This is a genomic window from Paenibacillus bouchesdurhonensis, from assembly GCF_900155685.1.
GTDB lineage: Bacteria > Bacillota > Bacilli > Paenibacillales > Paenibacillaceae > Fontibacillus > Fontibacillus bouchesdurhonensis.
Window position 1 is genome coordinate 393601 of record NZ_LT732547.1, and the last position, 14105, is coordinate 407705.

Genomic DNA, 14105 nt, shown 5'->3' on the forward strand with positions numbered 1-14105 from the left:
ATTTGCTATTTTGATTCATGCGTGAATTAATCGCTGCCGCAAGTTGACCTCAGCAGCTGTTCGATCGCCTGTTCTTCCAACGGACGGCTGTAGTAGAAGCCCTGGATTTGATCACATCCAATTTCCTGCAGGAATTTGAATTGCTCTTCGGTTTCGACGCCTTCCGCCAATACGGTCATACCTAAAGATTTGCCCAGTTCGATAATCGAGCGGAGCAGAGAGCTGTCCCGCTGGGAGGACGGTGTTTCCTGAATAAATGTTCGGTCGATTTTTAGTACATGTAAAGGCAGTGTCTTCAAATAGTAAATGGAGGAATAGCCCGTGCCGAAGTCGTCCAGAGACAAGCTAATGCCCCGTTCCTTTAAGGAATCAAGCTTTTCCTTGATCATTACCGGGTTGTTAATAAGAGATTCCGTAAGCTCAAGCTCCAAATATTCCGGAGCAAGCCCCGTCTGCTCCAGCACATGTTTAACCATATGAACAAAGTGGGGATGCCTGAACTGAACGGCAGAGACGTTTACTGAAATGGGCAGCTTTGCATATCCGGCATCCTGCCACTTCTTATTCGTGCGGCAAGCTTCCCAGAGCACCCATTCCCCCAACTGCACGATAAATCCGGTATCCTCGGCGATTGGAATAAACGAAGCAGGCGAAATGCGTCCCAGCTCGGGATCATTCCAGCGAATTAACGCCTCCAGTCCGGTAAGCGTCCGGGTAGCGGCATCGATTTTCGGCTGATAATGCAGCTCGAACTCTCCTTCAGCAAGCGCTCGCGGCAGTTTTTTCTCAATGTTGACCCGTTCCAGCAGCTTATCCAACAAATAATAATCGAAATAATGCGGGCCGTTGAGCACTTCTATTTTCGCTTCCTTCATCGCGAGCTCGGCATGTTTGAGCAGGATTGCCGATTCAGAGCCGTCATCCGGATAGAGGCTGATGCCCATCGCAAATCCAAGCGTTATTTCCTCATCGGTTAAAACATAAGGCCTTCTCAAGGCATCATTCAGCTCATTAGCGATCTCGTGAACTCTCAGCGGGTTGGCAATACCGGATAGCAGAACGATAAAGTCATCTGCGAAGCTGCGGCAAATCGGCGTACCTTCTTTTAAGGTCGCTTTGAGCCTTAATGCCACTTCTTTAAGCAGCTCGTTGCCGGTGCTTTCCCCATAGCTCTCATTGATGTACCGAAAGCGGTTCAGATTCAAGCGAATGACAGCCGCCGTGTGGGTTTTCGTTTCCGTTTCCTGAAAGGCCCTCTTCATCGCTTCCCGAAAGCCGTTGTTGTTCAGAAGTCCAGTGAGAGGATCGAAATTGGAGAGCAGTTTAATTTTTTGCTCGGAGGCATCCCGCTCTTCCATCTCCTTGGTCACATCGAACTGTAGGCCAATGAAATAGGTCGGCTCGCCATCTGAGTTCACGACAGGGGAAATAATAAACTGGTTCCAGAATGTGCTTCCATCTTTTTTGTAGTTTTTAATCGTAACGCTATCAGTTCGACCTTCCTTGATCGCTTGGCGGATAACTTCCAAATGGCCATCGTCCGTCTCCTCGCCTTGCAGAAACCGGCTATTGCGCATGAGAACCTCTTCGCGAGTGTATCCGGTAATCAATTCAAAGCCCTGGTTGACATAGACGAGTGGGTTATCCTTCAAATTAGGATCGGTAATAGCTAAACCGATCCCCATCTTATCAATGGATCGCAGCAGTGTGGCCGAATCGATAATTGATTCGATACCGGAATGACTCAAAATATTAGCCCCCTCAAGTTGAACCGCGAATTTATGTAGGACTTATGGTATGAGCATATTGGATTATGCCTTTAAAAATATCATATTGCGGACTGTGCAGGAAATCAATGGATAGGGTATAAGAAATTCAGGAAAAGTGGAGATTTTTGTCGAATTATCGCAATCTCTTCAGAGATGAGCGAAGAATTGGGTAATTCCAGAGTGAAATTGGGTAATTCATGACTGTTAAGTAGTCTGGAATTTTGTATGAGGTCACTAAATTTTGTATTGGTTTGACCCGTCCAAGAGGTTCATTTTACAATGCAGGGGAAAGTCTGGACAGTGAAGTGAAAGCGCATACGAAAGGGCCCCCTATCCCTGAAGTACGCGCTTTTCTTCCATAACAATGTACAAGGAGTGGTTAAGAGCATGACCAGACAAGCAAAATGCATAGTGACTGCAAAACAAACGAATGATCGTCTTAGTGAACGGGGCAGGATTTCCTTCCGGCTCAAAGAACAGGGGCAAATTGCGGATTTGGAGCTTCAGCCGGATGTCCGTTACCAGCAAATACTTGGGTTCGGGGGGGCTTTTACTGAAGCGGCTGCTTATACGTTGTCCCTTATGAGCCCGGAAAAACGGGAGGAGGTTATTCGCAGCTACTATGATCCAGAGGATGGAATCGGTTATACGATCGGTCGCGTGCACATTCATAGCTGTGACTTTGCCCTTGAGAACTACACGTATGTGGAGGATAACGATACCGAACTGAGAACATTCGATATTTCCAGGGATCGAAAGTGGGTGCTTCCTTTAATTAAGGATGCTGCTCGAACCAGAAAGGGAGACATTATGATGCTGGCTTCGCCTTGGAGCCCGCCGGCCTGGATGAAAACGAACGGAAATATGAATCACGGCGGAGCGCTGAAGCCGGAATACCGCGAGGTATGGGCGCGTTATTATACGAAATTTATCGAAGCTTATCGTAGCGAAGGCGTACCGATTTGGGGGATTACGGTTCAGAATGAGCCTGCGGCGGTTCAAACCTGGGATTCTTGCATCTATAGTGCAGAGGAGGAACGAGATTTCATTAAGGAATATTTGGGCCCCGTGATGCATGATGCGGGCATGGAGGACGTGAATATTCTGATCTGGGATCATAACCGCGATATTATGGTGGAACGCGCCAGCGTTGTGTTGTCCGATCCGGAAGCGGCCAAGTATGTCTGGGGAACAGGGTTTCATTGGTATGTCAGTGAAGACTTCGCCAATGTAGGCAAGGTGCATGAGCTATTTCCGGACAAAGGCCTGCTCTTTACGGAAGGCTGTCAGGAGGGCGGAGTGAAGCTGGGAGAATGGTTTACTGGCGAACGCTATGGACGGAACATGATCGGTGATTTGAACAATTGGACAGAAGGGTATCTGGATTGGAATATCGTGCTCGATGAGACAGGCGGGCCAAATCACGTAAACAATTTATGCGATGCGCCGATCATAGCTGATACGGTCACGGATACGCTGCATTATAACAGTTCTTACTACTATATTGGCCATTTCAGCAAGTATATAGCTCCGGGAGCCGTGCGCATTGGCTTGAAATCGCAGACAGAAGATGTACTCTCTACCGCATTTGCTAACCCGGACGGAACGCTTGTCGTCGTGATCATGAATGAAAGCGGGGAGCGGTGCAGCTTGACCTTGGGAATGGGGAGCGAGGTGCTGGAGGTTAAGCTTGAGCCTCATTCGATTATTACTTATGTTATTGATCATAGAGCATAAATAGAAATTATCCGAAATCCCTCTTCACGGTGCCTTGACGATGATCAGGCACGTAATCGTGAGAGGGATTTGTTCGCATTGACCGAAATTTCTGACCCCCAATACGAAATCTGAAGCCTTACGGCCTATGAGGATAGATCGTACAATTAGATTCAAACACATGAAAATGCTTTCATCACAAAAGCTAGCATGGATCAGCAAAGACAGAAACGAACACCTTGGAGGTCAAACTATGGAACTAGAGCACAGTGCCGAGTCATCCGCATTGTCAAAGATGGAGAATATGCGTCCAGAGCCGCCTCGCCGCCACTGGCTGAGGAAGATGTACAGGCAGCGGCATATTCAAATCATGGCTCTGCTGGGCATCGCCTGGATCATTCTTTTCAACTACGTACCGATGTACGGGATCATTATCGCTTTTAAAGATTACAGAATCATTAAGTCCATCGCTGAGGCGCCTTGGGTAGGTCTCGAGCACTTCAAAGCATTCTTCGAGGACGATAATTTCATAAACGTCATGAAGAACACTTTGGGCATCAGCTTGATCAAACTGATCGTTGGCTTTCCGCTGCCGATTATCTTCGCCTTATTCCTGAATGAAATACGTTCGCTTCGGTTCAAGAAGGCGATTCAGACCATATCTTATTTGCCGCATTTCTTGTCCTGGGTCGTTCTGGGCGGGATATTGACAACATGGCTGGCGGACGTCGGGATCATCAACAATATTTTATTAGCGCTGAACCTGATCCAAGAGCCGATATCGTATCTTGCTGAGCCGGATTACTTCTGGGGAATCATTATTACGTCGGATATCTGGAAGGAGCTGGGATGGTCGGCGATCATTTACTTGGCCGCAATCTCCAGCGTATCGCCTGATTTGTACGAAGCCGCGACGATTGACGGGGCAGGAAGGTTTCAGAAAATGTGGTACGTTACGCTGCCATCGATCAAGGGGACGATTTCAATCCTATTCATTTTGGCCGTCAGCGGCGTGCTGAATTCCAATTTTGATCAAATTCTTGTGCTGCGCAACGCTCTGAACGAGAGCGCCAGCAATGTCATCGATATTTATGTGTACCAGACAGGCATGCTGTCCGGGCGCTTTTCCTACTCCACTGCGGTTGGTCTGTTCAAATCGGTGATTGCCCTGATCCTGCTGCTAATCGCGAACAGCGTAACCAAGAAGCTGAATAATACATCACTCTTCTAGAGAAGGAGCCGAGCGGACATGTTGAGTCTCAATCGAAAGACCAAGGGAGAAGCCCTCTTCGACCTGTTGAATAATATTGGTATGCTGCTGATATGTTTTGTGACCTTATACCCGATCTGGTACGTCATCGTAAATTCGTTGAACGAAGGCGTGGACGGCATGCGCGGCGGAATCTATTGGTGGCCCAGGGTATTCAGCTTTGAAAACTATATGGGAGTCTTTAGAAATCCCGGCATCATGCTGGCTATGGGCGTCACGGTCGCCAAGACATTGCTGGGAACGATCCTTCACGTATTCTTCACGGCCATGGTCGCTTACGCTTTCTCCAGGCGGGAGTTGATCGGGGGCAGGATTTATATTTTTATCGGTACGGTCACGCTGTTCTTTGGCGGGGGATTGATACCTACCTACCTGTTGATGAAGGATTTACACCTGCTGGACAATTTCCTAGTATATATTATTCCGGTGATGTTCAGCTTCTTTGATCTTATCATCTTCATGACCTTCTTTCGGGAAATTCCAGACGGTCTAGAGGAGGCGGCGGAAATTGATGGAGCCAATGATTGGTCGATCTTCGTCAGAATCATCATCCCGGTGTCGATGCCGGTGATCGCCACGATCTCGCTGTTTCACGGTGTGTATCAATGGAATGACTACTTCACCGGGGTCATTTACATGAACAATATGGATTTGCAGCCGATCCAGACCTATTTATACCGGGTCGTGGCCCAGTCGAGCTCGAATCAGATGGTGGCCCAGATCCCTGGCGGCGTCGGCAAAACGGTCACCTCGCAATCGATCAAGCTGGCGACGATGGTCGTGACCACCATGCCGATCGTCTTCGTCTATCCATTCCTGCAGCGCTACTTCGTCAAGGGAATGATGATCGGCTCGATCAAAGGGTAAGGCAGAAGACGGAAGGAAGCCGCCTTCCGTTTCCAGACGGTAGTTCCTCTTGCTAACTTTAGCGATCCGCATTAGCGAGAGTCATATTATACTTTTATTTCAAAGAAGAAAAGGGGTAATCTTACATGATGGCGAAGCCTAAGACAAAGAGTTTTGCAATGCTTCTGTGCGCGCTGCTGCTAGTTTTGTCGACAGCCTGCTCCAGCGGAGGAGGAAGCAAGAACGAGAATGGGGCACAGCAGCAGGGTGCGGAGCAGCCGGCCGTGGAAGTGAAATTGACGGAGAATGATCCTGGCTGGAAGGTAGATACATCGCCGATTACGTTTGACTGGTATATTAACTTTTCTTGGTTCCCGAACAAGTGGGGCGTAGACATTACGAGCCAATACGTCACGGAGAAAACGGGGGTTAACGTGAATTTCATCGTCCCTGCGGGCAACGAGGCGGAGAAGATGAATACGATGATCGCCTCCGGCAATCTTCCGGATCTCATTACGCTGGGCTGGTATGAAGATGCTGTCAAGCAAATGATCGAGGGCGGCCTGGTGCTGCCGCTCAATGAGCTTGCTGACCAATATGATCCTTATTTCTATAAGGTGACCGATCCGGCGAAGGTATCGTGGTACACGCAAGACGACGGCAATATTTACGGATATCCGAACTCGTCCTCCTCGCCTGAGGACTATAAGAAATTTGGAGACAACCTGACCTCGACGCAGACGTTCCTGGTGCGCAAGGATATGTATGAAGCGCTGGGCAGCCCGGATATGCGGACGCCGGAGGGTTTCCTGAAAGCGCTTGACGATGCCAAGAAAATGTTCCCGGACGTAAATGGGCAGCCGCTAATTCCGCTGGGCATGTACGACTTCCACGAGAAGGGCAACGCGTCTTTTGAGCATTACATTCAGAATTTCCTGGCGGTGCCTCATGAGAAGGACGGAAAGCTGAATGACAGATTCACAGATCCCGATTACGTGAACTGGCTGAAGACGATGCGCAAAGCCAATGAAATGGGACTGCTGGCTAAGGATGTCTTCATCGATAAGCGTCCGCAAATGGAGGAGAAGATTGCTCAAGGTCGTTACTTTGCAATGCTGTACGCGAGATCAGATTTAGCGGCCCAGCAAAACGCATTGTATGCTGAAAATCCGGACTCCATATATATTGCAGTAGACGGCCCGGCGAACTCCAACCTGGATCAGCCGACGCTGGCGGGGCCATCGATTTCCGGCTGGACGGTCACCTTGATTTCCAAGAATGTGAAGGACAAAGCCCGCGCTATCCGTTTCCTCGACTACATGATTTCGGAAGAAGGCCAGCGGGATACGTTCCTGGGGGAGCAGGGCGTAACTTGGGATACGATCGATGGCAAGGATCAGTTCCTGCCGGAAGTTGAGGAATTGCTGAACAGCGACCGCAGCGCGTTCGATAAGAAGTATGGTGCTTCCCATACGTTCTGGATGCTGATGGATACGAACATGACTCCAGCCTGGGCGCCGGCGGCGGTCGAGCCGTTCAAGCAAATGGAAGATTGGACGCGAGGCAAGACGGTGAGCCTCTCGCAATACGACCAGATCGATCCGGTCGGAAATTCCGACGAAGGCATCATGAACACGAAAATTTTGCAGGAATGGGGCAAAGTATTGCCTAAGCTGCTGCTGGCCAAATCGGATGAGGAGTTTGATAAAATCTGGGAGGCTTACTTGAAGAAGCGTGACGAGCTTGGCTTTGCCAAGGTTCAGGAATACAAACAGCAGAAATTCGAAGAGAACGTGAAGAAACTTGCTGAATTCATTGAATAGGTGAATAGCTGAATAGCTTGTTTTGCTACGGGGTACCCCATGTCGATCTTGGCCGAATGGGGGCCCCTTTGGCTGTATTTTCAAGTATTATAGCTTTTTGTGCAAAGCTGCTTTGGGAGCGTGGTCTTGTGGGTCGGCTTTGATTGCCTTTTGTCGCTTTTGTTCGGCTTTGATTACATTTAATCGTCTTTGCAAGCGGATTTCTACCTTTTTATGAAACTACATCATCCAAGGAATCTGGGGGCAACAGTGACTGCTCAAGCGCAGAACTGCAGAACCGTAGAACAATAGAGTTGCGGAACTGCAGTAACGTAGAACCGTGGAAACATAGAACCACAGAACCAGAGAACCATAGAAACATTTTACGTGCTTTCACCATAGCTTTTTAATAATTGAACTTATGCAAATGGATTTATAGTGTTTATTTTTGCGGTAGAGAGAGGAAAGTGGATTTAAATGTATTTCATGTCGTTAGAAGTAGGGAAACTGCCAATCATGGGCGGATTCTTGATTTTAGATACGTAAAATCCATCTAATTTCCTTAAACATTGCTTGGGACGTAATTAGATACACGAAATCCATTTAGTTGTGACAGCGAGAATGTGCGCCTTGGGGTAAAGCATTTTGGAGTATAGCATTTTGGTATATGCAACTTAGTGAGGTGTCTTGTGTACGACATAGCCAAGCACTAAAGCTTATATTAAGATGAACTAAAGAACGGGATACAGATAACTAGCGTATTTTCGCGAAGAACAGGAAGTGCCAAGGATGAAGCAACGCATGATTTCGGCTTGGCAGCCGATCATCTACTGGCTCAAGCGCAGATCGATGCAGAGCCGTCTTGTCACCGCGTATATCGTAATCATTTTAATTCCAAGCATCATTATTTCCAACTATTTCTTCAATGAAATCAGTAAGACATATACCCGAGATGCGTTGAAGCAAAGCCAGTTCATGCTGGAACTGGAGAAGTTCCATATCCAGAAGCAGATCGAGGTGATGGAGTCCGCTGCGCAAATTACATTATTGGATCAGGAACTAATGGATTATTTGATGCTGGATGAAGAGCCGGGCATTGTCGATTTGCTGGAACTCACCCGGGGCACTTTTGCCGATTTCACCCGGATTCAATTCAATAATCCCAGTATTCTGCATTGGCGACTCTTCGGTAACAATCCTTTGATCCATGAAATATGGCCGATTGTGTTCCAGGAGAAGAGGATTGAGAATGAAGCCTGGTTTGCCGAAGCGAAAGCTCTGGGCGGCACGGAAATGTGGGTATTCCAGGAGACCGATCGGGATATTATGAAGCGCTATACGTCGGAGCCGAGTGCCGACCAGCCGAAAGTGTCTCTGCTGCGGGAAATCAATAAGGGGGGCAGACATGTCGGCCTTATCAGCATCGATATGCTGCTCAAGGAATTCTCTCCAAAGACGTTCGCGGGCATCGGGGATGTAGAATACCAGATGATGATCATGGATCGCAGCGGCGCGTTATTCATGGATGAGAGTCGGAACATTTCCGGGGACAATGGGGCGATGATCGGGGAAGTGCGCCGGCAATTCGTCCTACTGCAGCAGAGCGGCAAGGAAACAAGCGAATTCAAGATTAATGATCGCTCGTATTTGATCACGGCCTCTCCGGTGGAGCGGGTCGGAGCACATTTGATCAATGTGCTTTCCATGGAGGAGCCCTTAAACCATATTTCGCAATTGAAGAAGCAGATTATCGCGGCCAACATTGTTCTCATACTCGTGCTGTCGATTATTACGTATTTCCTGAACTCCATGATTCTAAAGGGCTTAAGGCGGTTGACGGACGCCATGAAAAAAGTGCGCAGGGGAGAACTCAACACAACGGCACCGCGCCTTGAGGGAAGCGGAGAGGTTGGAGAACTGGCGCATCACTTCAATAAATTGCTGCAGACGATCAACGAGCTGATCGCTCAGGGCGTGCGAAAGCAGGCGATTACGAAGGAAGCGGAGCTGCGTACGCTGTACAGCCAAATCGATTCGCATTTCCTGTATAACACGCTGGAGAACATTAAAATGCTCGCCGAGATCGAGAATCAGAGGACGATTTCCGATGTGCTGACTTCTCTGGGCGGAATGATGCGCTACAACTTCAAATGGACAGGCGAATATGTAAAATTAAAGGATGAAATTCGCCATATCGAAAACTATATCGAAATTATGAATATTCGTTTTGACGAACCTGTCGTGTTGTCATTGGATATACCGGCTTATTTTATGGAGCTGGAGGTACTGAAAATGTCGCTGCAGCCACTCGTAGAGAATAGCGTTAAATATTCTTGGCCCGACGGGGGGAGTCAGGAACGGGAAATAAAGATTACGGTGAAGGACTGGGAGGATAGTGGAGTAGTCATCACAGTGGCTGATAATGGCATCGGCATTGATGAACTCCTTGTCAGCCGGATTAATGCCAGCATCGTGGCCGCCGGACTGCAGGAAAGGGAGCGGGTAGGCTTTGAGCGGAGCGGGGAGAAGACAGAAGGGATTGGACTGAGGAACGTCCATGAACGGATATTGCTCTATTACGGTAAACCATATGGCCTGGAGGTTTTTAGCGTGCAGGGGCAATTTACCGAGGTTGTCATGAAAATCCCGAAGGTGCTGCTAACAGGAGGGGGGATGGACATTGAGAAAGCTGTTGATCGTGGATGACGAGAAGAATATCCGGTTAGGGTTAAAAATGATGATTGAGCGTGAATTTCCAGATACCTATGCCATTATGACAGCTACCCAGGGGGAAGAAGCCCTTGCCATGTATCGGAGCCAAGGTGCTGATATCGTTATTACGGATATTCGCATGCCGGTTATGGATGGCATTGTCTTGATTGAGAAGCTGAGTGATATAGCTTTAACTGAGGAGCATCGTCCCAAGCTGAACATTATCATTCTGAGCGGCTATGAGGACTTCGAATATGCGAGGGCGGCGATAAAATATCAGGCTAAGGAATATTTGCTGAAGCCGATTCGGCGGGATGAGCTGTTTGTGGCGTTGCGCAAATGCGAAGCGGAGCTTAACAAGCATTCCCAGGTAGCCAGGGTGATTGCCGGAGCCGAATCTTACCGCTTGAAGCTGCAATCCAGCCGTTTGCAGGAGTTGGTGCTGCAAACGCAGTTGTCCGATCTGGAGCGGCAGGAGCTGGAGCGGGAAATTGATTTTTCGAGCTATGCGCTTCCTTTTACTATAGCCGTAGCATCTTATAAGTACGAGGACGGCCAAGAGATGAAGCGCGGAGAATTGATGGCGCTCGTGGAGCAACTGCTTCAATGCGGGGATGGCCATGTATTGAACGCGACTTTCCATGATCGCGAGGGCAGGGTGGTGCTCATCGGCAGCTCTGGCGAGAAATTTGCCGAACTGGCTCGGATAGCGGAGAGCAAAGGCTTGAATGGCATGCTGTTCGGAGTAAGCGAGGAAGGGGAGCGTCTTGACGATATCCATACATGCTACAGCCAGGCGCTTCAAGCTTTGCAGTATTCTTTTATTTATCCTCAAATACAATTGATTAGATATCGAGACATCCAAGAGCAACGGCTGGTGTATGCCGTACCGGAGGAGGACATTCGCAAGCTTGGCAACATACTTGGCACGAACCGGGAGAAGGAGATCAGCCCCTTGCTGCATGCTATTTTCCACAGCGATCAGTTGGCCGAGCTGGATATTCATTATATTGAACGGATCAGCCAACGGATTAATGAGCAGGTGCTCGACGAAGTATTTCGCGTTTATGGCGAGGCGTCCGTGGAGGTGCTCAAGCTGTACCGCAAGGTTGGTACGATGAGCAGATTCCGCCACTTTCACGATTACTTCAGATCATTGGAGCAGTTATTGTTTAGTCTGCATGAGTATATCAAAGGTATTCGTTCCGCTCATTCCGAGCACGGCGATATGAAGGAAGCGGTAGCCTATATCGAAGATAATTTTCACCGCTCCCTGAATATGGCGATCGTCAGCAATCACGTGTCATTGAATTATTCATACTTTAGCGAGGCATTTAAAGCCTATACTGGAGAGAGCTTCGTAGTGTATTTGAAAAAGGCAAGAATCCGCAAGGCCAAGCAATTGATGCATGACCAAACGCTCAAACTTGCGGATATCGGGACAGCGGTAGGCTTCGAGAACACGAAGCAATTCTCTCGCGTGTTTAAGGAATTGGAGGGGATATCCCCGTTTGAGTACCGGACGAAACTGCTGGCTAGCCAGGATCAGCCGCATTGTGAGGCGTAAGATGCGAATGATAGGTTAGAGCATTGGCATAGCATAAGAGGCTGCGGTATACATACATCGATTGTCGTACGTCGGATGATTTATCGAGCCTATTTTGAGGGTAAGCGGGCTGCGGCCTTTTTTATAATGTCTGATATCTGAACTTCATGCTTGTACATGTTCTGCTTATGAGTGAGAACCTGTTTTGACAGATTGCTTAGCCGATTCAGCGTATTTTCAGCTCGGCCGGCATCTTTGTTTTTAAGAGCTGTCTTAAAATTTTTCCACTCGGTAGTTATGCTCTTGTTCTTACTGCTAATCGCGCTTCGCTCGGCTTTAAGTTTAATTTTGACAGCATCGATTTGGGATAATACGCTTCGAAGCTCTTTCGCTTTTCTCGTTTTTTCGCTTTTTGCCGTCTTTAGCTCGGCCTCTCTGTTACGGATGTGAAGACGGGCAAGATCGATCGCTGGTTTCATGGCATCGGCTTTTTGTTTTAGTGTTTTGTATAGGCTCTTGTCTTTCAATGATTTAACGGCTGCGGCTTGCTTGTTCAAAGAGCTGTGCAAGTCGAGCAGCGGCTGCAGCTTGCTTCTTGCAGCCTTGGCTTGATTGTCCAGCTTGAGGACTTTGTCGGCGTCCAGATTCGTGATCTGCTTACGGACTTCAGTAAGCCGCGTCTCATTGCTCAGCCGTAGGCTCGTGGTTTTGGCATCCTGGGCATTCATCTGCTTCTGCAAAGCCGCAAGATCGTTGTATTGCTTAATTAGCCGGGTCTTTGTGTTACCGCCTGCAGCTTCCGCTGTTTTCTCTAGGGAAGATTTCACAGAATCAGTGAATTCCATCGCGGCATCTGCTGGGGGCAACGGAGCGATATAACCCTGGATGAGCACTCCAACGATGAGCAAAATCAAACACCGCAAAACTTTGTTACTGCGTAATACCATTCTACCTTCATCTCCTTCTTCACCGAATCATGATTACGACAAAAAAAGCACCTGCAAGAATAGGCGCTGGCGCCTGCTCTTACGGGTGCTTCCGTCGTAAGCTGTTTCTAAAAAATTATTTCTGTCCAATATACACGATACAGGCAGTAAATGTCAACAAGCACTTACTACCGTCGCTCAAATATTTAATAATTAGATACCGGAGGAGCGATTCTAGTGATTCATCTCAGCGACAGTATGCCGCATATACTCCAGCTTACGTAAAATCTCCTTCTGCCACTTCACGTCGCCCAGCCGTGCGGCGAGATTAAGCAAATCCAGGTAATCATCGACTTGAAGGGACGCTTTGCGTGCTGATAGATTCATATCCGTTACTCTCCTTATGTTAGCATAAATCATATTGTGATCATGAAATACCGATAAAACAATAATGATAATCATTATCATATACTCTATTCTCATTATGCACAATTGTTCAACAAAAGTAAATAAGCTGGCAAGTTTATATGATATAAAAAGGAATCTGTCTGTCATCCAGTCATTGCCTTGACAATGGTCAGGATATATGGACAATGAGTAGATATCATTATTCGGGAGGCGCTATGGAAACAGAATCGCTATACAAAGTGGAGGAGCTGGCTCTTAAGAAGCACCATATCTTCAAGCAGAACCCGCTCCATTACATCGCAAGATCCATGCTCGCCAGCATGTTTATCGGATTTGGAGTCATCGTTGCTTTTAAGACGGGCAACTTCTTCTATTTAGAGCATTCTCCGCTCACTTATCCGATGGCAGCCATCACGTTTGGTGCGGCTATTATTTTGATCGCATACGGCGGCGGGGATCTTTTTACCGGAAATACGTTCTATTATACGTATGCGGCTTTAAGGAAGCGATTAAAGTGGATTGAAGCTGTGAAGCTGTGGGTACTCAGCTACACCGGAAATATTCTGGGTGCTGCAGCTTTTGCGCTTCTGATCTTTTTGACAGGGCTATTCACGGATGCTTCGGTAAATAGTTTCTTGCTCAATGTGGTAGAACAGAAAATGACGACGTCCACGTCTGAATTGTTCTTTCGGGCTATTCTATGTAACTGGCTAGTTTGCCTCGCATTCTTTATCCCCATGTCTTTAAAAGGCGATGGAGCAAAAATGTTCGCGATGATGCTGTTCGTGTTTTGCTTTTTTATTTCGGGATATGAGCATAGCATAGCCAATATGTGTACCTTCGCGATTGCGCTCGTGTTGAACCATCCAGGTACGATTTCATTCGCAGGCGTGCTGCATAATTTGATTCCGGTGACGATTGGCAATTTGATCGGAGGCATTATATTTATGGGCTTCATGTATTACTACGTGAATAAACCATATTTAGACGCAGAGGATCAAGAGAAGCTGTTGATGAATAGCGCGCAAGACATTAAAAAGAAGAAGTAATGGCTGAGAAAATAAAAGAAACCGGCTGAACCCCCCTGATGGCGGAGGATTCGGCCGGTTT

The 14105-nt window shown here is 47.8% G+C and carries 10 protein-coding genes; 7 read left to right on the forward strand and 3 right to left on the reverse strand.

The window, feature by feature from the left end:
- Nucleotides 1-26: 26 nt before the first annotated feature.
- A complete protein-coding gene (locus CZ379_RS01775) occupies nucleotides 27-1748 on the reverse strand; it encodes a putative bifunctional diguanylate cyclase/phosphodiesterase (RefSeq protein WP_110930029.1) in 1722 nt (573 codons plus the stop codon).
- Between the two features lie 408 nt (nucleotides 1749-2156).
- On the opposite strand from CZ379_RS01775, the gene CZ379_RS01780 reads away from it, so the two are divergent.
- The 6 genes from CZ379_RS01780 to CZ379_RS01805 all read left to right on the forward strand — a co-directional run bounded on the left by CZ379_RS01780 (nucleotide 2157) and on the right by CZ379_RS01805 (nucleotide 11682).
- Complete coding sequence (locus tag CZ379_RS01780) at nucleotides 2157-3506, forward strand: glycoside hydrolase family 30 protein (protein ID WP_110930030.1); 1350 nt, start codon at nucleotides 2157-2159, stop codon at nucleotides 3504-3506.
- Nucleotides 3507-3780: 274 nt separating this feature from the next.
- Nucleotides 3781-4716, forward strand: a complete 936-nt coding sequence (locus tag CZ379_RS01785) for an ABC transporter permease (RefSeq protein WP_234404810.1) — start codon at nucleotides 3781-3783, stop codon at nucleotides 4714-4716.
- Nucleotides 4717-4734: 18 nt separating this feature from the next.
- Entirely contained in the window at nucleotides 4735-5622 is an 888-nt protein-coding gene (locus CZ379_RS01790) for a carbohydrate ABC transporter permease (RefSeq protein WP_110930032.1), read from the forward strand.
- 128 nt (nucleotides 5623-5750) lie between these two features.
- A complete protein-coding gene (locus CZ379_RS01795; RefSeq protein ID WP_407668594.1) occupies nucleotides 5751-7424 on the forward strand; it encodes an extracellular solute-binding protein in 1674 nt (557 codons plus the stop codon).
- Between the two features lie 768 nt (nucleotides 7425-8192).
- On the forward strand, nucleotides 8193-10109 hold the full coding sequence (locus tag CZ379_RS01800; protein ID WP_110930034.1) for a cache domain-containing sensor histidine kinase: 1917 nt from the start codon (nucleotides 8193-8195) through the stop codon (nucleotides 10107-10109).
- Nucleotides 10084-11682 (forward strand): response regulator, encoded by a 1599-nt coding sequence (locus CZ379_RS01805; protein WP_110930035.1) that lies wholly within the window; start codon nucleotides 10084-10086, stop codon nucleotides 11680-11682. Before CZ379_RS01800 ends, CZ379_RS01805 begins: the two co-directional genes overlap by 26 nt.
- Before the next feature lie 89 nt (nucleotides 11683-11771).
- On the opposite strand, the gene CZ379_RS01810 is transcribed toward CZ379_RS01805, so the two are convergent.
- Both CZ379_RS01810 and CZ379_RS01815 read right to left on the reverse strand, forming a co-directional pair.
- Nucleotides 11772-12608: a hypothetical protein gene (locus tag CZ379_RS01810; RefSeq protein ID WP_110930036.1), complete on the reverse strand. Its 837-nt coding sequence runs from the start codon at nucleotides 12606-12608 to the stop codon at nucleotides 11772-11774.
- A gap of 213 nt (nucleotides 12609-12821) precedes the next feature.
- Complete coding sequence (locus tag CZ379_RS01815; protein ID WP_199925404.1) at nucleotides 12822-12974, reverse strand: hypothetical protein; 153 nt, start codon at nucleotides 12972-12974, stop codon at nucleotides 12822-12824.
- Nucleotides 12975-13210: 236 nt separating this feature from the next.
- Between CZ379_RS01815 and CZ379_RS01820 the strand changes: the two genes are divergently transcribed.
- On the forward strand, nucleotides 13211-14044 hold the full coding sequence (locus CZ379_RS01820) for a formate/nitrite transporter family protein (RefSeq protein WP_110930038.1): 834 nt from the start codon (nucleotides 13211-13213) through the stop codon (nucleotides 14042-14044).
- Nucleotides 14045-14105: the final 61 nt, after the last annotated feature.

Bases quoted from the DNA above. Each gene is read 5' to 3' on its own strand.
- CZ379_RS01780 (WP_110930030.1), top strand. From the start codon at position 2,157: ATGACCAGACAAGCAAAATGCATAGTGACTGCAAAACAAACGAATGAT.
- CZ379_RS01785 (WP_234404810.1), top strand. From the start codon at position 3,781: ATGGAGAATATGCGTCCAGAGCCGCCTCGCCGCCACTGGCTGAGGAAG.
- CZ379_RS01790 (WP_110930032.1), top strand. From the start codon at position 4,735: ATGTTGAGTCTCAATCGAAAGACCAAGGGAGAAGCCCTCTTCGACCTG.
- CZ379_RS01795 (WP_407668594.1), top strand. From the start codon at position 5,751: ATGGCGAAGCCTAAGACAAAGAGTTTTGCAATGCTTCTGTGCGCGCTG.
- CZ379_RS01800 (WP_110930034.1), top strand. From the start codon at position 8,193: ATGAAGCAACGCATGATTTCGGCTTGGCAGCCGATCATCTACTGGCTC.
- CZ379_RS01810 (WP_110930036.1), bottom strand. From the start codon at position 12,608: ATGGTATTACGCAGTAACAAAGTTTTGCGGTGTTTGATTTTGCTCATC.
- CZ379_RS01815 (WP_199925404.1), bottom strand. From the start codon at position 12,974: ATGAATCTATCAGCACGCAAAGCGTCCCTTCAAGTCGATGATTACCTG.
- CZ379_RS01820 (WP_110930038.1), top strand. From the start codon at position 13,211: ATGGAAACAGAATCGCTATACAAAGTGGAGGAGCTGGCTCTTAAGAAG.